Below are 26,127 nucleotides of genomic sequence, written 5' to 3' on the forward strand. Positions count from 1 at the left end.
TACTGCCCTGTATAGCGAAAAGGCCCTGGTGGGCCTTTTTTATTGCTCTATCAGTGGGTATTTATGGCCATTGGATATGGGCAATAGTCGGCAGGTAAGGCTTAAGCAAAGGTGCACGCCAACTGCGTAATAACTCGGGCACCGGCACCTCTGAACGTTCAGCGTCGCTGATACGCCATATCCAGTTAAACAGCTCGTTGACCTGTTTCCGCACCGCCAGCAGCTCTGACGGAATACCGGCGTTTTTTGCCGCCAGCTTAATGCAGTCCACCAGCTTTTGCTGCTCTTCCTTCTGACCACCGAATACATCGCGATGATAGAAGGTATGAGGACACTGCTCGGCCGGTAAGGCCTTGGCTTTTTCAATTAGCATAAGCACTGTTTTGCCGTGACGGCGGACTTCACGCTGCGGGATCTCAGGAATATTCAGCATGGATTCAATGCTGCCTGGTCGACGTTTGGCAATATCCAGCAAATGGAAATCTTTAAAGATCAGACCCAGCGCCATATCTTTTTGTTCAGCGTATTGCTGCCGCCAAACCACCAGCTCCCGCAGCACCGCCAGCTCGCGCGGGTTCAGCAAAAAGCTGTTTTTCACTTCCAGATGTTTAAAGGCATCTGGCCAGGACACATGGCGGCGCTCAATCAGATGCCGGCCTTCTGCCAGCAACAGGTCCAGCTGGTTTTTCTGTTGCAACTCGCTCAGCAGTTGCTGGTACACCGGCAGTAAAAATTCGACATCATGGGCCGCATAACGCAATTGCAGAGGGCTTAAAGGCCGGGCCAGCCAGTCGGTGCGCGATTCACTCTTGTCCAGCTCTTTGCCTGTGACCTTATGCACCAGCTTGGCATAGCCCAGGCTGCTGCCCCAGCCCACCAGTTCAGCGGCCAGCTGGGTATCAAATAACGGTGTAATCGGCAGCAGGTTTTTGGTGGCCAGAGCTTCCAGATCTTCATTACAGGAATGCACAACCTTCATCACAGCAGGGTTGGCCAATAAAGTCTGCAGACTGCTCCAGTCCAGCTCAGCCAAAGGGTCGACCAGCGCCAGCCTGTGGCCATCAAACAGCTGAATTAACCCCAGTTTAGGGTAAAGTGTACTTTGCCGGATAAACTCGGTATCCAGCGCCAGACAGGCGGCTTTGCTGGCCTGTACGCAAAAATCATCAAGTTCGGTCTGGCTGCTGATTAACTGATCGCTCATGCTCTGTCCTGTGTCCTGTTTTGCGGCCCTGAAAAAACAAACCGGCGAATTCGCCGGTTTTGTTGTTCTGAGTCAGCCTTTCAGCTCGCGTCGCAGGATTTTTCCTACATTGGTTTTTGGCAATTCGGTGCGGAATTCTACCAGCTTCGGTACCTTATAGCCCGTTAAACGTTCTTTACAGTGTTTAATCAGTTCAGCATCGGTCAGGCTTTGATCTTTTTTCACCACAAAAATTTTGACCGCTTCGCCTGTGGCTTCGTTCGGCACACCAACTGCAGCCACCTCCAGCACTTTGTCGTGCATGGCCACCACTTCTTCAATTTCATTGGGATAGACGTTAAAACCAGACACCAGGATCATGTCTTTTTTGCGGTCCACTATGTAAAAGAAGCCTTCGGCATCCACTTTGGCAATATCGCCGGTGGCCAGCCAGCCTTCGTCGTTCAGTACTTTGGCCGTTTCTTCAGGACGGTTGAAATAACCTTTCATCACCTGCGGGCCTTTGACCCACATCTCGCCCGCTTCGCCTGCGGCCACTTCTTCCCCTTGGTCGTTAACCAGTTTGATGTCGGTTGACGGCGCCGGTAAACCAATGCTGCCATTGTACGCAGGCAGATTGTAAGGACTGACGGTGACCAGAGGAGCGCACTCTGTCAGACCATAACCTTCCACCAGACGGGTATGAGTGACTTTCTGCCAACGTTCGGCGACAGGACGTTGGACCGCCATACCACCACCCAACGCCAGTTTCAGTTTACTGAAATCCAATTGGGCGAATCCCGGCGTATTCAACAAACCATTAAACAGCGTATTCACCCCAGTCAGCGCAGTGAAGGGGTACTTGGCCAACTCTTTGACAAAATTGGGCATGTCACGCGGGTTGGTGATCAGCAGGTTAGTACCACCGTACTTCATAAAAACCAGGAAGTTCGCAGTGAGTGCAAAAATATGGTACAGCGGCAGCGCCGTGACAATCAGCTCCTGACCTTTGCTCAGCAGCGGGTCCAGACAACCGGCCGCCTGCTCCAGGTTGGCAATCATATTACGATGGGTCAGCATAGCGCCTTTGGAAACGCCAGTGGTGCCACCTGTGTATTGCAAAAAGGCCAGGTCTTCCCCCACCACTGCAGGTTTCTGGTAACGGCTGGCGTCCCCCTGGGCTATCACAGTTTTGTAGGTGGTGCTGTGTTTCAGGTTGTGCGCCGGGATCAGCTTTTTCACATGCTTGACCACCAGATTGACGATACTGCCTTTGAGCAGGCCCAGCATGTCACCCATTTGAGTCAGGATCACATGGTCAACCCCAACCTTGTCCTGCACATCAGCCAGTGTGTGGGCAAAGTTCTCCACGATTACAATGGCTTTGGCTTTGGAATCATTCAGCTGGTGCTCCAGCTCACGTGGGGTGTACAAGGGGTTCACATTCACCACCACACAACCAGCACGCAGAATCCCCAAAATGCAGACTGGGTATTGCAGCAGGTTGGGCATCATCACGGCAACGGCGTCGCCTTTTTGCAGTTTCAGCTGGTGTTGCAGGTAAGCAGCAAATTTCAGGCTCAGCTCGTCCAATTGACGGTAGGTAATGCTTTTGCCCATATTGATATACGCTGTTTTGTCAGCGTAGTCTTGAATGCTTTCGGAAAAAACCTCTAACAATGACGGATAATGATCGGCATTGATCTCAGCTGGTACACCAGCCGGATAACTTTGTAACCAGACTCTGTCCACTGTCCTCTCCTCGTGGTATTGGCAGTTTTATAATTATTTTAGTGAGCTTTTTGCCTTGTTCAGGACAGTGTTGACGGCCCGCAAAGCAAACATCGAGTTTTTACTCTAATCCAGCATCATCCCATAATTGCTTTATTTGTACAATTGTTCGCTGAATCATCCATTTTTATAATCACTATAACAGCAGAAAATTTCAGCTGACCAGCAAAAACTGCTCTATCTGCTCTGCCAGCGCGGCGGCCTCTGTCATATGACAGTGATGACCACCAACCACCTCAATAATATCAAGCCTGGAATAGCAAGGCGCAAAACGTTGCCTGGCCTGTTGCATCAGCACCATCCCCTCTTTGGCCATCAGAGCAACCACCGGGCACTGAATCGCACGCAACAGCTGTTCTGCCTGCTCTGGCAATAGCCGGTACATGGAGGATTCCCGCAGCCGCAGGTCAGAGCGCCAGCGGTATCCGTCAGCAAGCCGCTCAGTTCCCCGCTCCGCCAGCAAAACCGCACTGCTGAGGTCTAAATCGCCTTGCTGCAGGCGGGCCTGAGCAGCAGCGGCCAGATCCGGATACTGCGGCTTTTGTTTACGCTCACTTTGCCAGCGGCTTTGGCTGGCACTTCGCAGTTGCTGCACCACCGCCCTGGCCTCTCCCACCACCAACCCAATCGAATCAATCAGGATAAGCTGTTTCACCAGTTCAGGATGCACAGCCGCCAGTACAGAGGCGATCATGCCTCCCATCGAATGGCCAATCAGGGTCATGGGCTCCCATGATTGCTGGCGCATTAAACTGGCGATGTCGTGCACATAATCGAGAAAATGATAACTGGCGTCCGGGCTTCTGTGCGACGACCAGCCGTGGCCAGGCAGATCCAGCGCCACTAAAGAATAAGAAGGGAGTTGCTGCGCCAAAGGCACAAAGCTGTTGGCATTGTCCAACCAGCCATGCAGACAGAGAGCGTCAGGTTGCTGTTTCGGAGCAGATTGCCACCCGGCTAACGTCAGGCCGCCGGGTAACAGATACCGATGTTGCAGCAATGGCACGCCACCGGTCATGTTATTGCAATGTGGGTTTAACAAATTTCAGCGTCATCCTGTCGCTTTCACCTATGGCCAGGTATTTACTGCGATCGACCAGCCCCATAGCCAAAGTAGGCGGCAAGGCATAGACCCCTTTCGGGTGGTCTTTGGTATCTTTTGGGTTGGCATTGATTTCTGACTGAGCCACCAGCTGAAAGCCAGCCAGCTCAGCCACATGAATCACATAGGACTCATCCAGATAGCCTTCAACTGCTGAGCTGGAGATCTCCGAAACTTTGCTGGCTCGGTGATCCACCAGGCCAAAAACCCCACCAGGTTTGAGCACATCAAACACAGCGCGGAACACATCCAGCAGGTATCCCTGCTCATTCCAGATGTGGCTGTTGCGGAACGACAGCACCATGTCATAGTGGTTGACAGGTCCCATATACATATAAGCTGGCGGGTCAAACTCCAGCTGTTGTACAGGCCCAAAATGAGAGGCATTTTGCGTCAGGTGCTGGTTCAGCTTCTCGGTAATACGGCTCCAGAAAATCTTGCGATCATCGGTCATACTGCCATCATCACTGCGAAACGTTGCCAGAGTCAGCTTGCCCTGTCCTTTCAGATAAGGCGCCAGAATTTCTGTGTACCAGCCTCGGGCAGGCCATATTTCCAGCACCTGCATATCAGGCCTTAAACCAAAAAAATTCAAGGTCTCTACCGGATGGCGGTAAGGATCCCTGGCTCTGTCTTCCGCACTGCGGATTGGGTGATCCACCCATTGCTGCAAATCAGCAGACTGCGGTGTTGCCGCAGTCGCCACTGATGCAGAGAACTGAAAAAGGCAAACAAAACTAAGGCTGTACTTTATTCCTGTTATTATCGACATGAACCGGACCTTGTGTGGTTGTAGTTTGTTTTGTAATGGTTTTCACCCGGATACCAGGCCCATACAAGCCCCAATAAGGGTAAGGGCGGTAATAAGGCCATGGATCCACATACTCAATACGGGTGTCCTGCAATTTAGGCCAGACGTAGACTTTCGCTTCTTTGATCACCGGATACAGATACTCATATTCGTCTACTTTGCCTTGTTCCTTGCGGCTCAGCTCCCCCAATACAGTGACTGACTTGCCCTGCTGATACACCATAGGGTCAAGGAAACCTTTGACATAAGCAACAAAACGACCCTGTGTTTGATCGGAAACCTGAGGGCGACCATTGGAACCAGAGGGAAAATACACCACCTCCAGGCGGGTACTGTCTTTCTGATTGCTGACCTGCGCAATCACACCACTCCAGCGTGCTGTGCCAAAGTCGGTACCAGCCTGAACTGCTGTATCGTAATTCACTAAGGCCACATTATCGGCGATCCGGACCTGCTCCGGGTAACTGGCACACCCCACCATCACCACCAAACTTAACAGAATGGTAACAGATTGTTTTATCATGATAATTTTACCTCTTGGCGTGATACTACTTAGATATCCAGCAGGTGCGTTAGTTCCGTTTTACTCTATGCGAAGGGCGCATCCGGTGCAAGCTCCGGCTGCACTTTCGCGTTTCCGGGCTTTCGTCTGAGCCAATCACCCACTGGGCGTGTTTATCATTTTGTCAAACAAGCTTAGTACTTTAAGATGAACGCTTGCTGAGCCTCTCCCTGCCTGAATACGGGTAATTTGTCGAAAAAGGTCAAAAGATGTTAAAGAAAACCGCATTAATGGTCTGTGCAGCACTGTCCGCAGCACCAGCACTGGCTGCACCAAAAAATATCATTTATATGATTGGTGACGGTATGGGCCCGGCTTACCTGTCGGCATACAGGTACTATATGGATGACCCGGCAACCAAAGCTGTGGAACGCACCATATTCGATGAACTCTGGGTTGGGGTGGCCACCACTTACCCGGATGACGACACTGTTGTCACAGACTCCGCCGCCGCAGCCACGGCGCTGGCCACCACCCATAAAACCTATAATGGCGCTATCTCGGTGGATCACCAGCATCATCACCTGACCACTATGCTGGAAATTGCCAAAGCCAAAGGAATGACCACAGGTGTGGTCGCTACTGCCCAGATTAACCATGCCACCCCTGCCAGTTTTATTGCGCATGACCCGGCGCGCCGAAATTATGATGCCATTGCCGATGACTTCTTTGATAACAGAGTCGATGGCAAAGCTGTAGCCGACCTGATGCTCGGCGGCGGCACCCAGTACTTTATCCGCAAAGACCGCAATCTGGTGGAGCAGTTTAAAGCAGAAGGCTACCAGTACGCCGATAGCTGGGATGGACTGCGTAAGTTAAACAAATTGCCAGCCATGGCTTTGTTGGCACCTGAAGGCTTTGTCAGCACCATCGACAACCCGGAACCGGCTCCACTCAGGCAAATGACCGAAAAAGCACTGCAGCTGATGACGGGCAACGACCAAGGCTTTGTAGTGATGATTGAAGGCAGTCAGATTGACTGGTGTGGTCATGCCAACGATGTGGCCTGCGCCATGGCTGAAATGCACGATTTTGCCGAGTCCATCAAAGTGGCGAAAGCTTATGTCGACAGTCACCCGGATACCCTGCTGGTGATCACGGCCGACCATGAAACCGGTGGTTTGTCTTTGGGCGCCGATGGCCAGTACGCCTGGAAACGGGATCTGATTAAAAAAGTGAAAAACAGTGGTGACTATATTGCAGGACAACTGCTGCCGCTGAAAGACGCGGCCAGCTTGTACCAGGCTTGGCTGAGCTTCACCTCGCTGCCACTGTCCGCCGAGGAGCAACAACTGCTGGTTACAGCCCGTGCGCAAGGCCAGAAAGCCCTGGCCAAAGCAGTCAAACAACGTATTGATCATCATTCACTGACCGGATGGACCAGTGGTGCCCACACCGCCATTGACGTGCCTGTGCTCGCTTACGGTGCCGACAAAGCAACCTTTGCCGGCTTTCAGGACAATACGGAAATTGCCGCCAAGCTGATTGGGTTTATTCAGCAGTCAAAGTAACGGGGTTAAGCGAACAAATCCACACTGAAGAGCTGTTGGATTTGCTCGCGTTTTTCCTGATCCGCCAGGCTCTGGTAGGCCTGCAACGCCTGACGGTTTTTGTTATTGGGCTGGTCGTAACTGGTGCGGCGTTGTTCCTGCTGCTCGTCCAGCAGACTGATCACCTGAGCACTGGCTTTAACACCACTGCCTTCTGGCTGCGCAGGTTTTTCTGCCACAGGCTTGGCAGGCACCGGCAACGATGCCTGCCCCTGGAACACCTGGGCCACATTTGGGCTTTGTGGAATGTCACGACTGACAGTCACACTCATGACTACGGATCCGCCTGTTTAATTCAATTCAGTCTTTACCGGCCCGGCAATTTTTGCCAGGTCACTTCGTCCCGCACATAAGTCGGCTCTGCCCGTTCAGCGGCAAAAAATTGCCCTAAACGGCAAGCCATTGCCGCATGCGGCAACATATCCTGCGCCGAAGGGTACAGAATTGTTGGGCTGTGCAGCACTATAGCAAATTCATCTTCACCTGAATTGCCAGTTTTGTGCCAGTCTGTCAGCTCCGTCAGATAGGTTTGCCAGCCTGTGCCTACAGCACAGATTGGACCTTTGAGTACAGGAGCGGGTAACAGGGCCGGTTGGCAGGCGATCTCTTCGGTGATGGCCTGCATCAGACCAAAATCGTCCAGTGAAAAACTGGCGAGATACACTTCGCTCATGCGCGCATCAATAGCCGCAACGACCTGATGCGCCTGATGGTGCCGCTGTGCGGCCTGCGCCATCGCAGTCAGGGTCGACACCCCAAACACTGGTAGATCCGCACCAAAGGCCAGGCCTTGTGCCACCCCAACCCCAATACGCACGCCGGTAAAGCTGCCTGGTCCTTTGCCAAACACCAGGCCATCCAATTGCTGCAGGCTGATTCCGGCTTCACTCAGCAGTTGCTGCACCATAGGCAAGACCCGTTTGCTGTGCTGCTGCGGGCAGACTTCATCCAATGTCAGCAGTTGATCATTCAATTGTAACGCCACTGAACAGGCTTCAGTGGATGTATCTAAGGCCAGTAATTTCACCAGCACTCCTTAATCTTGTAATTGCTGCAGAAATTCTACCGCAGAGTGCAGATCCCGGCTACGGCGCATTGGCGGTAAACTTTTTAAAAACACCGCCCCATAAGGTTTAGTGACCAACCGGTTATCCCCTATGACCAGCACACCCTGATCGGACACATCCCGGATCAGCCGGCCCACCCCTTGCTTTAAGGTAATGACGGCCTGGGGTAACTGCACCAGCGCAAAAGGGTCCTGCCCTTTGAGCTGACAGTCTTCATGTCGCGCTTGCAACAAAGGGTCGTCGGGCGAGGCAAAAGGCAGTTTATCGATAATGACACAGCTAAGTGTATCGCCACGCACATCCACCCCTTCCCAGAAACTGCCGGTGCCCAGCAACACCGCATGGCGGGTTTCCACAAACTGCTCCAGCAGCAATCGTTTACTGGTACTGCCCTGCACCAGCACTGGCAGGCTTAAATGGTGTGGCAATTCGTTGGCCATCCATTGCAGCATGCGGTGGCTGGTAAAGAGGAAAAAGCAGCGGCCCCTGTTGGCTTCAATCAAAGGCACCGCCATTTTCAGCAGCGCCTGACCAAAACCTGGGTCGCTGGGTTCAGGTAAATAACGTGGCACCAGCAACATAGCCTGTCGCTGGTAATCAAAAGGGCTGTCGAGTAATAAAGTGGCGGCAGTTTGCAGGCCCATTTGTGCCGTGTAGTGAGCAAAGCCGTTGTCAACCGATAAGGTGGCTGAGGTAAAGACCCAGGCGCGTTTCTGGCCAAACACCAGATCATTAAATTTATCGGCAATACTAAGCGGCGTTAAATGCAGGCTTAAGTGCTGCCGGCTGGTTTCATACCAAAAGCTGACGCCGGTTTTTTGCACATCCTGTAGTTTTTCCAGCTGGTTTTTACTCTGGGTCAGCCGCTCAAACACATGATCCACCACCTCATTGCGGCCCAGGCTGCTTTTCAGCACCTGATACAACATGCCCATGGCGTCAGCAACCCGGGTCAGTGCCAGCTGCACTTCAGGCCGCCGGCAGGCTTCCCGCCAATTACCACGCTGGGGTTCATCCGGCCAGAGCAGCCGTAAGTCACGGGTCAGCATCGCCAGTTTGTCAGCCGTTTTGCTCAGTTGCGGATGATCACGCAGCTGGGTTTTGCAGACCAGATCCAGTTCCTTGCAGAGATCCAGCACAGTGCGGGTCGACAGCGACTCACCAAAGTACTCAGACGCAATATCAGGGATCTGGTGGGCTTCATCAAAAATCACCACATCCATTTGCGGCAGCAGTTCACCAAAACCTGTGTCTTTCAGTGCCATATCGGCAAAAAACAAATGGTGATTCACCACCACTAAATCCGCCTGTTGCGCCTTTTTACGCGCTTTCAGCAAATGACAATCGTCAAAACTCGGGCAATCTTTGCCCAGGCAGTTGTCGGTGGTGCTGGTCACCAGTGGCAAGGCTTTTGAATCTTCTGCTATATAAGTCAGCTCGCCAATATCACCGCTTTGGGTTTCTACCGACCATTTTTTAATCAGCGCCAAATCATTCAGCACCGCAGGCTCCATGCTGGGGGCATGGCCATAATGCTGCTCCAGCCGGAACAGGCACAGGTAGTTCGAACGGCCTTTAAGCAGGCTGGTTTCTACCGGCACTGCCAGCGCTTTCAGCACTGTGGGTAAATCGCGAAAATACAGCTGCTCCTGCAGGTTTTTGGTGCCGGTGGACAAAATCACCTTTTTGCCGGACAGCAATGCAGGCACCAGATAAGCAAAGGTTTTACCTGTGCCTGTGCCAGCCTCCACCACTAACGCCGAACCCTGTTCTATGGCGGTGCTGACGGCCAACGCCATTTGCTTTTGCGGCTCGCGGGCACGAAAGCCAGCGATGGTTTTGGATAATGCCCCCTGTTCGGCAAAAGCGGAGCCAACGCGCTGATGAATCATGCGCGACAGCCTTGTGACATGAAAACTGTGAAATGGTACAAATCCGGCAACCTGCTCTGATAACAAGCCGCCATTATGCCTTTGTCAGACAAAAATATCTAAATGACCATCGGCGTCGGTATGCTGCTCTGCTTCTGGGGTGGTGTGCGGCGTTACAGCTGGCTGAGGCGGGATTTCTGACCTGGCCTGGCCATGCTGCTTTTTTTGCTGCTCCTTTAACAGGATCAGAAAGCGCTTTTCATTTCTGTCATAAGCACTGATCCGGGCATCTTTAAAGACCGGCGTGATCATAGGTCCGCCCGGCGACGTCGGTGTGCCAGGCGGGCGCTGTAAATACGGAAACAAAATGTCCATGCGAGCCTCCTTTTTCCTGTTATCGGCAGAGCACCAGACAACTTTATCTATACAAGCTGACCAAATAACAGGCAGCACCACTGACGTTTTTGTGGTGTTAAGTTTGACACTTGCTAAACAAAAGAATTCACAAACAACACAAATACAAATACAATCAAACACTTAACCAACTAACCCTGGTTTTATCCGCAAAAAAAACAGCAAACTTTTTGCTTGCCTGTGCTACACAAATCCGTTAGCTTGTATACAACCTAAGCAGGAGATACCTATGAACTTGTTCAACAGCTGGCACCATCATCACCATCATTTGTCCGACTAGCCAGTCCGTGTTGACCATGGAGGCTAGTCTGTACTTGGCCTTCGATGGGAACTCTGCACCAAATGCAAACAGAAACCCCGGGGCCAGAATCCCGGGGTTTTTGTTTTTAACGCTTTAGAGAAACAAACGAGACAGCATATGACTATAGACGGCAAAAGATTACGCATCGCCATTCAGAAATCCGGCCGCTTATCGCAGGACTCCCAGGCCCTGCTGACCAGTTGTGGCCTGAAAATCAATTTACGGGAACAGCGCCTGATCGCCCATGTCGAGAATATGGACATTGATTTGCTGCGGGTGCGGGATGATGACATCCCCGGTCTGGTGATGGATGGCGTCTGTGATTTGGGTATTGTCGGTGAAAACGTACTGGAAGAACTGTCGCTGCAGCGCCAGATTGACAACGAAGCTTATGATTACCAGGTACTGAGCCGGCTGGACTTTGGTGGCTGCCGTTTATCCATTGCGGTACCACAGGAAGAAAACTACCAGTCCGTCAAAGATTTGGAAGGCCGCACCATTGCCACCACCTACCCACGCCTGCTGAACCGCTACCTGAAACAACAGGGTGTCAATGCGCGGGTGGTGACCTTAAAAGGTTCTGTGGAAGTGGCACCACGTGCCGGTTTGGCCAGTGCTATCTGCGATTTAGTCTCTACCGGTGCCACGCTCGAAGCCAATGGCCTGAAAGAAGTGGAAGTGATTTACCGCTCCAAAGCCGTGCTGATCCAGCGCCGAGATCTGGATGAAAAGAACAAACTTAATATCATTAACAAGCTGATGCCACGTATAGCCGGTGTGATGCAAGCCAATGAAAGCAAGTACATTATGCTGCACGCACCACGGGCTCAGCTTGACCAGGTGATTGCGCTGTTACCCGGCGCGGAAAACCCAACCCTGCTGCCACTGGCAGGCAATGACGCCATGGTTGCCATCCACGTGGTCAGCAGTGAAACCCTGTTTTGGGAAACCATGGAAAAGCTCAAGGCCCTTGGCGCCAGCTCCATTCTGGTGCTGCCGATTGAAAAGATGATGGAGTAAGGTCATGCAGATCCAAAGCTGGCCACAGGACGCAAAAGCACAGCAACAGCTGCTGGCCCGTCCGCTGCAACAGCAATCGCAGCAATTGGCCGATGCAGTGCGCAGTATTATTCAGGCAGTGAAAACCGAAGGCGATGCCGCACTGCGCCGTTTCAGCGCAGAGTTCGACCGGGTGGCTGACAACCCGCTGCGTTTATCAACAGAGCGCCAGCAGCAGTTAATCAGCGGTTTAAGCGACGAGCTCAAACAAGCGATTCAAACCGCCTATGGCAATATCCGTCGTTTTCACGCCGCGCAAATTCCGCAAGATATTGAACTGGACACCCAACCCGGCGTGACCTGCCAGCTGAAATACCAGGCCATAACCAGCGTCGGTTTGTATGTACCAGGCGGCAGTGCGCCGTTGCCTTCAACCGTCTTAATGCTGGGTATTCCAGCACAGCTGGCCGGTTGCTCCCGTGTAGTGCTGGTGACGCCGCCAGGTCAGCCTCAGGCTGGTGACATTGCCGCCGAAATTGTCTATGCAGCGTCGCTCTGCGGCATCAGCGAAATTTACACCTTAGGCGGCGCTCAGGCCATTGCCGCTTTAGCCTATGGCACTGACACTATTGCACCTGTCGATAAAATTTTTGGCCCCGGCAACCGCTATGTTACCGAAGCCAAACAGCAGGTCAGTCAGGATGCCCGCGGCGCTGCCATCGATATGCCAGCGGGCCCCTCTGAGGTGCTGGTGATAGCCGATGAGAGCGCCAACCCGGTCTTTGTCGCTGCCGATTTATTGTCTCAGGCCGAACACGGCCCGGATTCACAAGTGGTACTGGTCAGCCCGTCGGAAGCCTTGCTGGATGCGGTGCTGGTGGAACTGGAACGCCAGACCGCCTTATTACCCCGTGGCGCTATTGCAGAAAAAGCCCTTGCCAACAGCCGGCTGATTTTAACGGCGGATCTAGCCACAGCTGTGCAGGTCAGTAATTTGTATGCACCTGAGCACCTGATTATTCAAACCCGTGACGACGACCGGCTGCTGGGCATGCTGACCAACGCGGCCAGTATATTTGTCGGGCCTTTTACGCCTGAGTCGGCCGGAGACTACGCCAGCGGCACCAACCATGTGTTACCCACTTATGGCTACAGCCGCAACCACAGCAGTTTAAGCCTGGCCGATTTTTATCGCCGTTATACAGTGCAAAAACTCAGTGCCGAAGGTATACGGGCTTTGGCCCCGACCATTGTCAGACTGGCGAAGGCCGAGGGTCTGGATGCCCACGCCAATGCCGTATTGTTCCGTTTAGATGTATTAAAAAACCAGGCCAGCCAGGAGGATGTTCCGGCATGAATATCAGTGAATTAGCCCGCGATAAAGTCAAAAACCTGGTGCCTTACGCTTCAGCCAGGCTCAGCATGAGCGGCGGCTCGGTCTGGCTCAATGCCAATGAAAATGCGCTGAGTACCCAGTATCAGTTGAGTGGTGACTACAACAGATACCCGGATTGCCAGCCACCCGCCTTGCTCCAGGCCTATGCCAGCTACGCAGGTGTGGCTGCATCGCAAGTACTTACCAGCCGTGGCGCCGACGAAGGCATTGAGCTGTTAATCAAAAGCTTTTGTGAACCCGGTAAAGACAGAGTCACCATTTGCCCACCCACTTACGGCATGTACAAGATCAGTGCTCACAGCCAGGATGTGGAGGTCAATACGGTGCCACTGACCAGCGAGCTGACGCTGGACCTGCCAGCCCTCTTTGCAGCGCCTGACAGCAAGCTGGTGTTTATCTGCAGCCCGAATAACCCAACTGGCGATTTGATACCGCGTCAGCAAATTATTGAAGTGCTGGAGTCTTTTTCCGGCAAAGCGCTGGTGGTGCTGGATGAAGCCTACATTGAGTTTGCACCAGAAGCGACAGTGGTGAATTTACTGGCCGACTATCCACATTTGGTGGTGCTGCGCACCTTGTCCAAAGCCTTTGCGTTGGCCGGCCTGCGCTGTGGCTTTACCCTGGCGCAGGCGCCTGTGATTGCCGCACTGAAACAGATGATAGCGCCCTACCCTGTGCCAGCGCCGGTCGCCGACATAGCGGTGCAGGCACTGTCCAAAGAAGGCCAACAACAGATGCGCAGCCGGGTGCAGACCATTTTGCGTGAACGCGACAGTTTCAGCCGTTTTGCCGCCGACTTGTCGTATGTCAGCCGGGTGTACCGCACAGCCGCCAACTATGTGCTGCTCAGCGTGCCTGACGCCGCTGCTGTGGTCAGCGCCATTGCCGACAAAGGTATTTTAATTCGCAACCAGTCCAGCCAGCTTGGCCTGGGCCAGGTAGTTCGGGTGTCCATTGGCAGCCCGGCCGAGATGCAACAGCTCAAAGCCGTGATGGCTGAGCTGTCGTTTTGATGACGATTATGATTTTCCAAAAGAATTGATCAGCTGAGGTTTGCAATGACCGCTTTGCCTATTTTATTTATCGACCGTGACGGCACCATGGTGGAAGAACCCCCCATCGACAAACAACTGGATAGCCTGGAAAAACTGGCTTACGAACCGGATTTAGTGCCGAGCCTGTTGAAGTTACAAAGCGCCGGTTACCGACTGGTGATGGTGACCAATCAGGATGGCCTGGGTACCGACAGCTTTCCACGCGACACCTTTGACGCCCCGCATGACAAAATGATGCAACTGCTGACCTCGCAGGGCATTCGCTTTGACGACGTGCTGATTTGCCCGCACTTTGAGCACGACAACTGCAGCTGCCGCAAACCCAAGCTGGGCCTGGTGAAAGATTACCTGCAACAAGGCAAGATCGATTTTACCAATTCCTTTGTGATTGGCGACCGCCAGACTGATGTGCAGCTGGCAGAGAATATGGGCCTGCGCAGTTTCCGCTATGAGCGCGAATCGCTTGGCTGGAAAGCCATTACTCAGGCACTGCTGAGCAAAGGCCGCACCGCCAGCGTCAGCCGGGTGACCCGCGAAACCGACATTCAGGTGACGGTGGATTTAGACCAGAGCGGACCGAACCACATCAACACAGGGGTCGGCTTCTTTGACCATATGCTGGACCAGATTGCCACTCATGGCGGCTTCCTGCTCAAGCTCAGGGTGCAAGGCGATTTGCATATTGATGACCACCACAGTGTGGAAGACGCCGCGCTGGCGCTGGGTCAGGCGCTGAAACAGGCGCTTGGCACTAAAAAAGGCATTCAGCGTTTTGGTTTTGTATTGCCGATGGATGAATGCCGCGCCGAATGTGTGCTGGATTTATCCGGCAGGCCGCTGCTGAAATTTGACGCTGAGTTGGGCCAGGGCCAGGTTGGTAGCCTGAACCTGGAAATGGTGCAGCACTTTTTCAGAAGCTTAAGTGACGCCATGTTGATGACGCTGCACCTGTCGGTCAGCCCGGGCAACAAACACCATATGGTGGAAGGTTTGTTTAAAGCCTTTGGCCGCGCCCTGGGCCAGGCCATTAAAGTCAGTGGCGATGCACTGCCCAGCAGTAAAGGAGTGCTTTGATGAGCCTGGTGATTGTCGATACCGGCTGCGCCAATATCAGCTCGGTCTATTGCGCTTTCAAACGCCTCGGCGTCCAGGCCAAAGTCAGCCGCGACCTTGGCGAGATTAAAAACGCCGGTAAGCTGTTGCTGCCCGGCGTTGGCGCCGCCCATCAGGCGATGAGCAATTTACAACAACGTGATTTAATCGACAGCTTAAAAGCAGCGCCACAGCCGATGCTGGGTATTTGCTTAGGCATGCAGCTATTAACCGACCACAGCGAAGAAGGCGATGTGGCCTGTTTAGGCATTTTACCCGGTGAGGTGAAACGCATGCAGGTGGGTAAGCTGCGTTTGCCTCATATGGGCTGGAATACCCTGAACACAACCGAAGCTGGCTGCAACCACCCGTTGCTCGCAGGTATTGGCGCCCAGGATTATGTTTACTTTGTGCATAGCTTTGCGGTAGCGCCCTCGGCCATTACGCTCGCCAGTTGCGACTATGGCCAGAGCTTTGCGGCCGTGATTGGTCAGGGCAATAAATTTGGCGCCCAGTTTCACCCGGAGCGCTCCGGCAAAGTGGGCGCGCGTCTTTTGCAAAACTTTTTAAGCCTGAAGGCTGATTGAGGACAGTGTGTGATTATTCCTGCAATTGATTTGATTAATGGCAAAACGGTGCGGCTTTATCAGGGCAGTTACGACCAGACCACTGAATATACGCAAAGCCCGCTGCAATTACGTGATTTGTACGCCGAAGCAGGCGCGAACCTGCTGCATTTGGTGGATTTAACCGGTGCGAAAAATGCCGCCGACCGCCAGCTGCCACTGCTTAAACAACTGATGCAAAATGCGCCGCTGCCGGTGCAGGTCGGCGGTGGTGTGCGCACCGAAGCCGACGTGGAGCAACTGCTCGACGCCGGTGCCTCGCGGGTGGTGGTTGGCTCCGTCGCTATTCGCCAGCCTGAACTGGTCAGTGACTGGTTACGCCACTACGGTGGGGAGCGGATTGTGCTGGCGCTGGATGTGGTCATTCGTGCCGACGGTGCCAAAACCCTGCCAAGCCATGGCTGGATTGAACAAAGCGAGCTGACGCTGGAGCAATTGCTGGATGGCTACTTAAGTTCTGGTGCCCGCCATGTGCTCTGCACTGACATCAGCAAAGACGGCACTCTGCAAGGCCCGAACCAGGCCTTGTACCGCGAAGTGGCGGCCCGTTATCCGCAAATTGTCTGGCAGGCCTCCGGCGGTGTTGGTGCCTTGTCAGATATCAGCGCGTTAAAACCGACCGGGGTCGGCGGTGTGATTTTGGGCCGGGCTCTGCTGGAAGGTAAATTCACTGTGCAGGAGGCCATTCAATGCTGGCAAGACGCATAATTCCCTGCCTGGATGTACGGGATGGCAAAGTGGTCAAAGGTGTGCAGTTTCGTAACCACGAAATTATCGGCGATATAGTGCCGCTGGCTCAGGCTTATGCCGAACAAGGCGCCGACGAGCTGGTGTTTTACGACATTACCGCGTCCAGTGATGGCCGGGTAGTGGATAAAAGCTGGGTGCGCCGCATTGCCGAAGTGATTGATATCCCCTTTTGTGTCGCCGGAGGTATTAAATCTGTGGCCGACGCCGGGCTAATTTTAGAAATGGGCGCCGACAAAATTTCAATCAACAGCCCGGCTTTAGCAAGGCCTGAACTGATTAGCGAGCTGGAACACAGTTTTGGTCAGCAATGTGTGGTGGTCGGGATCGACAGCTTTTTTGACCAGCAAAGTGGCCAGTATCAGGTGTATCAGTTTACCGGCGATGAAAGCCGCACCCAAAAAACCAGCTGGTTAACGCTGGATTGGGTTAAGCAAGTGCAGCAACTGGGGGCCGGAGAAATTGTGCTGAACTGCATGAACCAGGACGGCGTGCGTCAGGGTTACGATATTGCCCAGCTCAAAGCGGTGCGGCAGAGTTGCACCGTGCCGCTGATTGCCAGTGGCGGCGCTGGCGCTATGGCGCATTTTGCTGACGTATTTAAACAAGCCGATGTCGATGGTGCCTTGGCCGCGTCGGTCTTTCACAAAGGCGTGATTGCCATTCCTGATTTAAAACAGTATTTGCTGGCACAGCAGTTGGAGATCCGGCCATGAAACTGACTCTTGAGAATTTAACCCAACTGGATTTTGCCAAAGGCGACGGCCTGTTGCCAGTCATAGTTCAGCACGCCCGCTCCGGCAAAGTGCTGATGCAAGGTTACGCCAACCGCGAGGCCTTGGAAAAAAGCCTGCAAAGCGGCGATGTGACTTTTTTTAGCCGCAGCAAAAACCGGCTTTGGACCAAAGGCGAAAGCTCAGGCCATACGCTGAAGCTGCAAAACATGACGGCCGACTGCGACCGCGACAGCATTCTGGTTCTGGCCTTACCCGCTGGCCCGACCTGCCACACCGGCGCCGAAACCTGCTGGTTTGACACTGACGCCAATAGCCCCAGCCTGAGTTTTATTGACGATTTGGAACAAGTGATCCACAGCCGCTACGGCGCCGATCCCAGCACCAGCTACACCGCCAGCTTATTTGCCAAAGGCGTGAAACGTATTGCGCAAAAAGTCGGGGAAGAAGGGGTTGAAACGGCTTTGGCTGCCACAGTGGGTGATAAAGAAGAGCTGAAAAACGAAGCAGCCGATCTGTTGTACCACCTGCTGGTGTTACTACGCAGCCAGGATATGGCACTGGATGATGTGGTGCAGGTATTAAAACAGCGGCATAAATAGCCGCTGTTTCCATCTGATGTCTGGTAAATACGGCTGGGCCTCTTGAGCCGAACAGTCGCAATTGCCTACAATGGCGCACTTTTTTATTAACTGACAGGCCCAAGCCATGAACGATACCGTCACCCGCCCGGATTTACCGGACCGCCTTTCTGTCCACCCACGCAGCCCACACTACAACGCCGAAGTTTTTGCCCATGACATTGGCATTCGCTTAAACGGCAAAGAACGTTTTGACGTGGAAGAATACTGCATCAGCGAAGGCTGGGTGAAAGTGCCTGCCGGTAAAGCGGTGGACCGTCGTGGCAATGCGCTGCTGATCAGCATTAAAGGCACTGTTGAGGCCTACTACCGCTGAGCATGATTCAGGCAGGCTGCCTGACAGCCTGCTTTGCCTGCCCTGCTGCAGTCTTTTTTTTCCGTCACTGCGTTACTTCATTTTTTGCAGCTATGCTGAAATTATCTTTTCCTTTCAAGCATAGTGAATGCCTTTTATGAGCTCTGGGGTTGTCGCCTTTTGCGCCGCTGTCGTTTTCCTCTGTAGCCCCGTTTTTGCTGATTCAAGTCCATGCAGTCTGGCCGTCCCTGTCACTGAGCAACCGCATCAGAGCACAACGACTGAGCCCAGCCGCTGGTTTGCGCTGCAGCAGGAATTGCTCCAGTTGCTGGCTGAAAGTGCTGATTGCAGTATTCAACTGATTAAGGTGCCCTGGGCCCGTGGATTGTTGATGTTGCAAGAGGGTGAGCTGGATTTGGTGATGACCTTGTCCAAAACACCGGAGCGCGAGCGTTATACCGATTTTATCGGCAGCCATTATCTGGAAGAAATGATATTGGTGCTGCGCCGGGAGCACCAACAGCAGGTGCAGACGCTGAACGACCTGTTGCAGCTCCCCGGTAAAATTGCGGTACTGCGCGACGGATTCTATGGCGAAGCCTACCAGCAATTAAGACGCAACCCAGCCTTTGAACGCAAACTTCAGGCCGCTCAAACCATCAGCCATCAACTGGCGTTTCTGCAACATCAACGGGTGCTTGGCATCATTGGCGAAAAAACCCAATACGAGCAATGGGCCCGCAGCCATCCAGAACAGGCGGCTGACTATGTTGAGCACTTAGTAGTCAATCGTAACCCGGTGTATTTCGCCGCCAGCCGCAAAGCGCTCAGCCAGCAACAACGGGATCACCTGCGTCAAAGCTGGGCCAAAGTCTATGGCTCCGCCAAACATAAAGCCATTCTGCAAAAATATGGTTGGAATACGGTGCTGCAATAATTCTCACTGTATCTGCGAGTCACCAATCCAGATGGGAAAGAGCAAGGGATCCGTATCCTGTTCGGATAAAACAGCCCGGGCGCGCAAAGGTGGGCCTGAGCTGCCTTTGATACTACTTAGTTGTAAGTCAGCTTCAGCGATTTAATATCGGCCCACTGGGCCTGGCCTTTGATTAAATCGCCACCCGGGTCTGTCATCCGTTGCTCCACCAAGGTGTTCGGCACCAAAGTTCCCGACTCAGGCAGCAAATCAATATGTTCGGTGTCGCTCCAATTCCAGGGGCCATCGACATAGCCTGGCAGAGCAGCCGTTTCAGGCTGCGGGTAATGGATATACGCCTGAACTTTTACCGGCGTGTCCGCAGACAACCGCATAAGCGCAGCATGTTGTGGGACTTGCGCAACAAGGGTCAAGGTGTTGCCCTGCTGCTGCAGACCTATAGCCATGGTTGGTGAGCTGCTAGTGGACAATAGTCGACCCGTGCCATTTTCAGGATAATGGGTCCAAATCTGCGCCCCTAAATCGACCAGAGGCAAGGAATAATTGTCAGGGAAGCGCTGTGTATTTTTGAAATGCAGGATCGTGAAATCAATATCGCCCACATCGGTCTTGCCATTTTTATTCAGGTCGAAAGAAATAGCGTATCTGTATTCAACGTAACCGGATTGCTGAGCCGCTCTGTTGATGGTGACCGCTGGTGGTATAGAAGCCAGCTCCAACTCTGCGGTCACAGTGGTCAAATTCTGAGGATTGGCGCAGCCTGGCGTCGGCCAAAAGTTTTGCAGCGCAGGCAATTCCAGCTCATCGTTGCCTTCTTTGAGTTTCAATGCTGCACCAGCAAGGCTGAACGAGGTGGTGCTTTGTTCGCCGGTTGTCACATCTTTACTGGTCAACGAATTGGCCGTGCTGGCAACCACATTAAAAAAATCCGCTTCATAGCAGCCTTTGGTATCGTCAAATACATAAGTAGCCACACTGCCTTGGGAGATCATGACCACCGCCACCCCATCGATGCCCCACACTCCGGCATAAGCCACAGATAATGGCGCAGCACTGCCTTGCCCTGTATCTGTCCCTTCGTCAGAACCACCGCCGCACCCAGCTAACGCCAAAGCCAACACCGGCAAATATCCATATTTCATCAAATAACTCCTTGTTTTGTAGACCAAAACAGTACCTGATAAAAGCCCAGATTGAAAGCAAAAAGCGGGACAGCCTGACAAAATTTCACGTCAGCGCCTATTTCACTGCCCGTCGCCTACCCCTTGCTGCACTTTTGTTTTATGCTGGGCCAAACCAATAAAAACAGGGAATCCCATGAAATTCAAAACACTGAGCCTGCTCACTATGCTGGCCTGTTCCACGTCCGTTTTCGCCGCTGAACAACTGAACTACCAAATTCTGGTGGATAAAGGCAACAAAGCCGGTGAGCAACTGGTCACCATTGGTGACAATGGCGATATCAAAGTCCGTTATATCTTCAAAGACAATGGCCGCGGCCCGGAGCTGGATGAAGTCATTAAACTCAATGCTGCGGGGGTAATCAGTGATTACCAGGCCAAAGGCAATACCACTTTTGGTTCGGTGATTAACGAGCAATTTAAGCTCGACGGCAGCACGGCCAGCTGGAGTACAGGCAAAGAACAACAGCAGGCAAAAACCGATGGCAAGGCACTGTATCTGCCGGTCGACGGCTCGCCTTTTCTGGCGTCTATTGCCATCAGCGCCATGGCGAAAAACAAAACCAACAGCCTGCCGCTGTTGCCAAGTGGCACCTTAAAGCAGGAAGTGGTCAGCGAGCTGATTGTTGATAAAGGTGGCGAAAAACAACAGGTGCAGTTACTGGTGCAAACCGGGGTAGGTTTTGAGCCCAGTTTTGTCTGGGCCACCAAAGGCGAGAATGCACGGCTGTTTGCTTACCTGGCACCGGGTTACCTGACCCTGATTGAAGAAGGCTGGCAGGACAATGCCAAAGCCATGATGGACATCCAGCAAAAAGCCGAAACTCAGTTGCTGGAAAAAGTGGCCACTGAGCTGCCCAAAGAATTGCATGGTCTGACCGTGGTGCGAAATGCCCGGGTGTTTGACTCCGTCACTATGCAGTTGAGCCAACCCAGTGATATATACCTGCTGCGTGGCAAAATCACCACCATAGTGCCCGCAGGCAGCCTGCAAAGTGCCGTACAGCATGAAATTGACGCGGCCAACCGCATTGTGCTGCCGGGCCTGTTTGATATGCATGGCCATATTTCCCGCTGGGAAGGCTTATTGCATCTTGCGGCCGGGGTCACCACCCTGCGCGATATGGGCAATGACAACGCCACGCTGCAGCAGATGATGGATGAAATTGAGCAGGACCAGCTGCTGGCACCCACTATAGTACCAACAGGCTTTTTAGAGGGAGAAAGCGCTTTTTCCGCCCGTAATGGCTTTGTAATCAGTACGCTGGACGAAGCCAAAGCAGCCATCGACTGGTACGCTGCGCACGGCTACCCACAGCTGAAGATTTACAATTCCTTCCCGAAAGACATTCTGAAGCAGACGGTTGCTTATGCCCATAGCCGTGGCCTGCGGGTCAGCGGCCATGTGCCAGCCTTTTTGAAAGCTGAAGATGCAGTGCATGCAGGCTTTGACGAAATTCAGCACATTAACCAACTGATGCTGAATTTCCTGGTGAAACCGGACACCGACACCCGTACCTTGGACCGTTTCTACCTGCCGGCCCAGCAAGTGGCTGATTTGGACCTGAACGGCAAAGCTGTACAGGACTTTATCACGCTGTTAAAGGACCATAACCTGAGTGTGGACCCGACGCTGGCGACTTTTGACTTCCTGAAAAAAGTAGACGGCACTGTCGGTGAGCCCTGGCGCGCCATTGTCAAACACCTGCCACCAGATATTCAACGTGCTTATGCCCGTGCCGAGCTGGATATTCCGGATGAGGCCACTGCAGAGCGTTATGCCAGGTCGTACGCCAAGATGGTGGAATTTACCGGCATGATGTACAGAGCCGGTATTCCAGTGGTGGCCGGCACTGACGAGCTGGCGGGTTTTACCCTGCAGGGTGAACTGGAACTCCTGGTGAAAGCCGGCCTGACACCCTCAGAAGCACTGCAGGTCGCCACCTTAAATGGGGCCCGTTTCAGCCGGGTGGAGCAACACAAAGGCCAGATCAAAGCCGGCTATGACGCTGATTTATTGCTGGTGGACGGCGATCCGACACAAAACATCGGCGATATCCGTCAGCTAGCGCTGGTGATCACCCAAAACAAAGCGATACGCCCAACCACTTTGTACCGCCAGCTGGGCGTTGAACCTTTTGTGAAAACAGAAGTGACCATCCGTGATTTTGCTGAACCTGCGGGTCAGAGCGGCGGTAAAACAAGGCAGGGTCACCGCCATCTGCACTGACACTGAAGCCCCGTGGTGACGGGGCTTTTTGAACTGTGCTATCGACCCTCTGTGTAATGGGAAAAATGCCGATGAAATACCAAATTAAACAAAAAATTTTCAGCCTGACGGACAGTTTTGAGATTGCCGATGAAAACGGCCGCAGCGCGTTCAGTGCCAAAGGCAAGTTGTTCAGCATTTCCAGCAGCCAGACCCTGTTTGATACGTCAGGCCGGGAAGTGCTGAAAATTAAACGCAAATACCTGACCTTGTTACCAGCCTGCCGCCTGCTCTGTGCCGATGGCAGTGAATGGCTGATCCGCAAACGTTTCTGGCCCTTCTGGACCAGCCGCTTTACCATTACAGGCCCGGCGGGAGAGCTGGAGATCAACGGCAATTTGTGGCAGCACGACTATGAAATCCTGCAACAGGGACGCCTGCTGGCGAAGATTTCCAAAGCCTGGTTCAGCTGGTCGGATACCTATGGAGTGGATATTTACGCGCCGGAATGGACAGCCCAGTTGTTGGCAGCCGTGATCGTCATTGACCGCATCCAGCACTCAGGGAAAAACTCTGTGGTGGATGACGACTGATACAGGTTCGACGCCGGGCAAATTATTTATTCAATAACACAGGACTTTTCATGGATTTAAGCAGTTATCTTGCGCTGGTTGCCATTGCCTTTATGGGGGCGGTCAGCCCAGGCCCCAGCCTGGCCTTGATCATTCGTAATACAGTTCAGGGAGGTAAAGCTTATGGTGTGGCCACCGCACTCGGGCATGGTATGGGCGTTGGGGTTTATGCGCTGCTGACTGCGGTCGGCTTGTCGTTGCTGTTAAGCAGCTCCCCCATGCTGTTTGACCTTATACGTTACACAGGCGCGGCTTTTCTGGCCTACCTTGGCGTAAAATCGCTGATGGCTAAACCGGCCGATCCCAATGCGCCACTGCTGCTGCACCAAAGCAAAGGCCATAAAGGGGCGGCAGAAGGCTTTCTGATCGCCTTTCTGAACCCGCACCTTGCGCTGTTTTTTATCGCCTTGTTCAGTCAGTTTGTCCACAGCGACACCGGCTGGTCACAGGCACTGCTGATGATGCTGACCGTCGGCACCATAGATGCACTCTGGTATTGCCTGGTGGCGGTGCTGTTATCCACCGGCCCTGTGCTGGCCTGGTTGCGGCTAAAGGGCCACTGGATAGACAGGATCAGTGGTGTGGTGCTGCTGGCACTGGCCATCAAGGCAATACTCTAGCCTTTAGTTTCATCCGGAGGCCGAACCAACGGGCAGCTTGAGCCGGGCGACTGCCCCGCCTTCATTTCTGCTCAGCCGGATAAAATCGCCGCCATGCTGACGGGCCACCCGCTGCACTATGGCCAGACCCAGGCCATGGTGCGACAAGCCGTCGGTATTATGCTCCCTGCCGCTGTGCCAGCCTTCACCATCATCACAGACATCAATATGGCAATCCTGCTGCACCAGACAGATTTCAATCCAGACGCTGGTCTGGCAATAACGCAACGCATTGCTGAGCAGATTGGATAAGGCCCGTTGCAGCAGTTTTTGATCCGCCTGAATCACCAAAGGCTCAGTACTCTGTAATCTAATCTGGTGTTCTGTATTGGTGGAAAATTTGTCAATCAGCTCCTGCAATACCAGGTCAAGCCGGACTTCACTCAATGTCAGTTCTGAGCGGAAATTTTGTTGCGCCAACCTCAGGTAGTCATAGACATTGTCTTCAATTTCCTGCAAATTGCGGCTGATTTGCGCCGATTGCTCTGCACTTAAGCGCTGCTCCAGATTCAGCAGAACAAAACGCAGGCGGGCCAGCGGGGTTTTTATATCGTGACAAACCGTGTCAGCCATTTCGCGCTGCAGGGAGTTCAGATCCGCAATGGTCTGGTTCATCCGGCTTAACGACCTGGCTAAGGGCTGCAAATAGGACTGGTCACTCAATTGAAAAGCTGGCAGGTGGCCGAGTTTAATTTCCTGCAGCGCACTGCGTCTTAAGGTATCCACATCACGGAACAGGTTGCGGCTTAGCCAGAACAGACACAGCAATAACAGCAACAAAAATACATGGGCTAAATCGATGCTGAAGTCGGCCCCATCGGGCAAATTCAGCTGGCTTAAACAAATCAGCTCACCATCTGGCATTTCACTGCACATGGATGCATTGCCCTGGGTGTCCCGCATCACTTCGACGCCATAGACCACATCAGGCTGTGGTTGCCAATAGCCCTTTGGATAGGTGACATACAGACTGTCGGTGCAATCTTCACTGTCGGACAAACGGCAATGCAGCCGCTGTTGCTCACTGTGGTAATACACCTGATGCAACATACTGCGGGCCGCTTCCACCGTTTCATCGCCCTGATAAAACCAGTTGTACAGCTGGTTCAGACTGAAAAATAACAGCAGCACCAACAGCACAATGCCGAGGTAAAACCGCAATAAAGCCGACTTCATTGGTCGCCTCCGACCCTATGGCTGATACGATAGCCCTGGCCCCAGACGACCTGCACATTCCAGTTCGGGTCCTGTTGCTGCAGCTTTTTACGCAGTCGTGACGCCCGGCCATCCATAGTGCGGTCTACCCCGTCGTATTCGCGGGTCAGTTGTTCACGGAACAAACGCTCGCGGCTGACGACAGCACCGTAGTTTTCCAGCAAAGTTTGCAACAGTTGCAATTCGGCGTTAGTCAGCCTGAGTTCCTGTGCATTAAGAAACACCCGGCCCGCCACCTGATCAATCTTCAGGTTATGCCGCTGCAGATAAATGCTTTCAGAACCCTCTGAGGGTAACGGCAAAAACACCCTGATTTTGGCCAACAAAATACGGGGATCCAGAGGTTTGAGCAGGTAATCCTGAGCCCCCAGCTCCAGCCCCTGCAATTGGGCTCCTACCGAGGTTTGTGCCGTCATAAAGAGCACAGGCCCTTTAAACTGCTGGCGGATTTGTTTGACTAAATCAAAACCGCTGCTGCCCGGCAACATCACGTCGCAGACCAATAAATCAAAGCGCTGGGCCAGCAGCAGCTTTTTGGCTTTTTGTGCATTGCCACAACTGCTCACCTGATACCCTTCATTGTGCAGAAAATCTGCGACTAAACGGCACAATTCCGCGTCATCTTCCACCAACAGAATATGCTGCATCAGGGGGTTCCCCAGCTACGGCTACGTTTGAGCAGTTGATCCCCTGCATTGAGGTCTACCTGCACAACCCGGATCAGCCGCTGACTCTCCAACTCACCACTTGCCTGGCGACGCAGTTCGAGATGACTGTGTTCCGTCAGCACCAGTTGCAGCTGTTGATCCACCGAGGTACCACACAACAAAGGTTCTGCTTTGGATTGCAGAAACAAACATAGAGAGTGCTGCTGCTGCCATTGCACCGACAACTGCAGTAAACAGGGTTCGCCAGGGTAATGCAGGCATAGTCTGGGTTTCAGGCTGAACTGAGGGGGCTCAGCTCTGGCCTGGCCGGTCAGGGCGATAAAGGCAAACAGAAACATAACCAGAGTGCGCATAACAGGAAGTCACTGAGTCATTGAAGTGAGTACTCT

27 protein-coding genes are annotated in these 26,127 nt (G+C 53.1%); 14 read left to right on the forward strand and 13 right to left on the reverse strand.

Going from position 1 to position 26,127, the window contains the following annotated elements; genetic code table 11:
• Positions 1 to 61 precede the first annotated feature (61 nt).
• The 5 genes from rnd to WKJ03_RS02750 all read right to left on the reverse strand — a co-directional run bounded on the left by rnd (position 62) and on the right by WKJ03_RS02750 (position 5,410).
• Positions 62 to 1,204 carry a ribonuclease D gene (gene rnd, locus WKJ03_RS02730; protein ID WP_337840614.1) on the reverse strand — a complete coding sequence of 381 codons (1,143 nt, stop codon included), beginning with the start codon at positions 1,202 to 1,204 and terminating at the stop codon, positions 62 to 64.
• A gap of 72 nt (positions 1,205 to 1,276) precedes the next feature.
• Positions 1,277 to 2,935 carry a long-chain-fatty-acid--CoA ligase FadD gene (fadD, locus tag WKJ03_RS02735; RefSeq protein WP_337840615.1) on the reverse strand — a complete coding sequence of 553 codons (1,659 nt, stop codon included), beginning with the start codon at positions 2,933 to 2,935 and terminating at the stop codon, positions 1,277 to 1,279.
• 193 nt (positions 2,936 to 3,128) lie between these two features.
• Positions 3,129 to 4,016, reverse strand: a complete 888-nt coding sequence (locus WKJ03_RS02740) for an alpha/beta hydrolase (protein ID WP_337840616.1) — start codon at positions 4,014 to 4,016, stop codon at positions 3,129 to 3,131.
• A complete protein-coding gene (locus WKJ03_RS02745; protein WP_337840617.1) occupies positions 3,994 to 4,848 on the reverse strand; it encodes a methyltransferase in 855 nt (284 codons plus the stop codon). Before WKJ03_RS02745 ends, WKJ03_RS02740 begins: the two co-directional genes overlap by 23 nt.
• The gene (locus WKJ03_RS02750) at positions 4,814 to 5,410 is read right to left on the reverse strand and encodes a Slp family lipoprotein (protein ID WP_337840618.1); all 597 of its coding nucleotides are present in this window, start codon (positions 5,408 to 5,410) and stop codon (positions 4,814 to 4,816) included. Before WKJ03_RS02750 ends, WKJ03_RS02745 begins: the two co-directional genes overlap by 35 nt.
• Before the next feature lie 248 nt (positions 5,411 to 5,658).
• On the opposite strand from WKJ03_RS02750, the gene WKJ03_RS02755 reads away from it, so the two are divergent.
• Entirely contained in the window at positions 5,659 to 6,960 is a 1,302-nt protein-coding gene (locus tag WKJ03_RS02755) for an alkaline phosphatase (RefSeq protein WP_337840619.1), read from the forward strand.
• 5 nt (positions 6,961 to 6,965) lie between these two features.
• On the opposite strand, the gene WKJ03_RS02760 is transcribed toward WKJ03_RS02755, so the two are convergent.
• From WKJ03_RS02760 to WKJ03_RS02775, 4 genes are all read right to left on the reverse strand, one after another.
• On the reverse strand, positions 6,966 to 7,271 hold the full coding sequence (locus tag WKJ03_RS02760; protein ID WP_337840620.1) for a hypothetical protein: 306 nt from the start codon (positions 7,269 to 7,271) through the stop codon (positions 6,966 to 6,968).
• Between the two features lie 35 nt (positions 7,272 to 7,306).
• Positions 7,307 to 8,026, reverse strand: a complete 720-nt coding sequence (gene tsaB, locus WKJ03_RS02765; protein WP_337840621.1) for a tRNA (adenosine(37)-N6)-threonylcarbamoyltransferase complex dimerization subunit type 1 TsaB — start codon at positions 8,024 to 8,026, stop codon at positions 7,307 to 7,309.
• A 9-nt stretch (positions 8,027 to 8,035) separates the two neighbouring features.
• Entirely contained in the window at positions 8,036 to 9,958 is a 1,923-nt protein-coding gene (locus WKJ03_RS02770; RefSeq protein ID WP_337840622.1) for an ATP-dependent DNA helicase, read from the reverse strand.
• 84 nt (positions 9,959 to 10,042) lie between these two features.
• A complete protein-coding gene (locus WKJ03_RS02775) occupies positions 10,043 to 10,312 on the reverse strand; it encodes a hypothetical protein (RefSeq protein ID WP_337840623.1) in 270 nt (89 codons plus the stop codon).
• A gap of 457 nt (positions 10,313 to 10,769) precedes the next feature.
• Between WKJ03_RS02775 and hisG the strand changes: the two genes are divergently transcribed.
• From hisG to WKJ03_RS02825, 10 genes are all read left to right on the forward strand, one after another.
• A complete protein-coding gene (gene hisG, locus WKJ03_RS02780; RefSeq protein WP_337840624.1) occupies positions 10,770 to 11,672 on the forward strand; it encodes an ATP phosphoribosyltransferase in 903 nt (300 codons plus the stop codon).
• A gap of 4 nt (positions 11,673 to 11,676) precedes the next feature.
• Positions 11,677 to 13,008: a histidinol dehydrogenase gene (hisD, locus tag WKJ03_RS02785; protein WP_337840625.1), complete on the forward strand. Its 1,332-nt coding sequence runs from the start codon at positions 11,677 to 11,679 to the stop codon at positions 13,006 to 13,008.
• The gene (hisC, locus tag WKJ03_RS02790) at positions 13,005 to 14,060 is read left to right on the forward strand and encodes a histidinol-phosphate transaminase (protein WP_337840626.1); all 1,056 of its coding nucleotides are present in this window, start codon (positions 13,005 to 13,007) and stop codon (positions 14,058 to 14,060) included. The genes hisD and hisC overlap by 4 nt, the downstream gene beginning before the upstream one ends.
• Positions 14,061 to 14,105: 45 nt before the next feature.
• Positions 14,106 to 15,176 (forward strand): bifunctional histidinol-phosphatase/imidazoleglycerol-phosphate dehydratase HisB, encoded by a 1,071-nt coding sequence (gene hisB / locus WKJ03_RS02795; protein WP_337840627.1) that lies wholly within the window; start codon positions 14,106 to 14,108, stop codon positions 15,174 to 15,176.
• Positions 15,176 to 15,781 carry an imidazole glycerol phosphate synthase subunit HisH gene (gene hisH, locus WKJ03_RS02800; RefSeq protein ID WP_337840628.1) on the forward strand — a complete coding sequence of 202 codons (606 nt, stop codon included), beginning with the start codon at positions 15,176 to 15,178 and terminating at the stop codon, positions 15,779 to 15,781. The genes hisB and hisH overlap by 1 nt, the downstream gene beginning before the upstream one ends.
• Before the next feature lie 9 nt (positions 15,782 to 15,790).
• Positions 15,791 to 16,528, forward strand: coding sequence for a 1-(5-phosphoribosyl)-5-[(5-phosphoribosylamino)methylideneamino]imidazole-4-carboxamide isomerase (hisA, locus tag WKJ03_RS02805; RefSeq protein ID WP_337840629.1), 738 nt, complete (start codon positions 15,791 to 15,793; stop codon positions 16,526 to 16,528).
• Entirely contained in the window at positions 16,510 to 17,283 is a 774-nt protein-coding gene (hisF, locus tag WKJ03_RS02810; RefSeq protein ID WP_337840630.1) for an imidazole glycerol phosphate synthase subunit HisF, read from the forward strand. Before hisA ends, hisF begins: the two co-directional genes overlap by 19 nt.
• On the forward strand, positions 17,280 to 17,903 hold the full coding sequence (gene hisIE, locus WKJ03_RS02815; protein ID WP_337840631.1) for a bifunctional phosphoribosyl-AMP cyclohydrolase/phosphoribosyl-ATP diphosphatase HisIE: 624 nt from the start codon (positions 17,280 to 17,282) through the stop codon (positions 17,901 to 17,903). Before hisF ends, hisIE begins: the two co-directional genes overlap by 4 nt.
• A gap of 106 nt (positions 17,904 to 18,009) precedes the next feature.
• Positions 18,010 to 18,258 (forward strand): DUF3297 family protein, encoded by a 249-nt coding sequence (locus WKJ03_RS02820; RefSeq protein WP_337840632.1) that lies wholly within the window; start codon positions 18,010 to 18,012, stop codon positions 18,256 to 18,258.
• A gap of 136 nt (positions 18,259 to 18,394) precedes the next feature.
• A complete protein-coding gene (locus WKJ03_RS02825; protein WP_337840633.1) occupies positions 18,395 to 19,174 on the forward strand; it encodes a transporter substrate-binding domain-containing protein in 780 nt (259 codons plus the stop codon).
• A gap of 116 nt (positions 19,175 to 19,290) precedes the next feature.
• On the opposite strand, the gene WKJ03_RS02830 is transcribed toward WKJ03_RS02825, so the two are convergent.
• Positions 19,291 to 20,316: a hypothetical protein gene (locus WKJ03_RS02830; RefSeq protein WP_337840634.1), complete on the reverse strand. Its 1,026-nt coding sequence runs from the start codon at positions 20,314 to 20,316 to the stop codon at positions 19,291 to 19,293.
• Between the two features lie 175 nt (positions 20,317 to 20,491).
• Between WKJ03_RS02830 and WKJ03_RS02835 the strand changes: the two genes are divergently transcribed.
• From WKJ03_RS02835 to WKJ03_RS02845, 3 genes are all read left to right on the forward strand, one after another.
• Complete coding sequence (locus tag WKJ03_RS02835; protein ID WP_337840635.1) at positions 20,492 to 22,585, forward strand: amidohydrolase family protein; 2,094 nt, start codon at positions 20,492 to 20,494, stop codon at positions 22,583 to 22,585.
• A 65-nt stretch (positions 22,586 to 22,650) separates the two neighbouring features.
• Positions 22,651 to 23,157: an LURP-one-related family protein gene (locus WKJ03_RS02840; protein ID WP_337840636.1), complete on the forward strand. Its 507-nt coding sequence runs from the start codon at positions 22,651 to 22,653 to the stop codon at positions 23,155 to 23,157.
• A 50-nt stretch (positions 23,158 to 23,207) separates the two neighbouring features.
• Positions 23,208 to 23,816 carry a LysE family translocator gene (locus tag WKJ03_RS02845; protein WP_337840637.1) on the forward strand — a complete coding sequence of 203 codons (609 nt, stop codon included), beginning with the start codon at positions 23,208 to 23,210 and terminating at the stop codon, positions 23,814 to 23,816.
• A 9-nt stretch (positions 23,817 to 23,825) separates the two neighbouring features.
• Here WKJ03_RS02845 and WKJ03_RS02850 read toward each other — a convergent pair whose 3' ends face one another.
• The 3 genes from WKJ03_RS02850 to WKJ03_RS02860 are packed head-to-tail and all read right to left on the reverse strand — an operon-like array spanning position 23,826 to position 26,091.
• Complete coding sequence (locus WKJ03_RS02850) at positions 23,826 to 25,031, reverse strand: ATP-binding protein (protein WP_337840638.1); 1,206 nt, start codon at positions 25,029 to 25,031, stop codon at positions 23,826 to 23,828.
• A complete protein-coding gene (locus WKJ03_RS02855; RefSeq protein WP_337840639.1) occupies positions 25,028 to 25,717 on the reverse strand; it encodes a response regulator transcription factor in 690 nt (229 codons plus the stop codon). The genes WKJ03_RS02850 and WKJ03_RS02855 overlap by 4 nt, the downstream gene beginning before the upstream one ends.
• Entirely contained in the window at positions 25,717 to 26,091 is a 375-nt protein-coding gene (locus WKJ03_RS02860; protein ID WP_337840640.1) for a DUF3019 domain-containing protein, read from the reverse strand. Before WKJ03_RS02860 ends, WKJ03_RS02855 begins: the two co-directional genes overlap by 1 nt.
• Between the last annotated feature and the right edge of the window lie 36 nt (positions 26,092 to 26,127).

The organism is Rheinheimera sp. (assembly GCF_037442525.1).
Classification (GTDB): Bacteria; Pseudomonadota; Gammaproteobacteria; order Enterobacterales; family Alteromonadaceae; genus Pararheinheimera.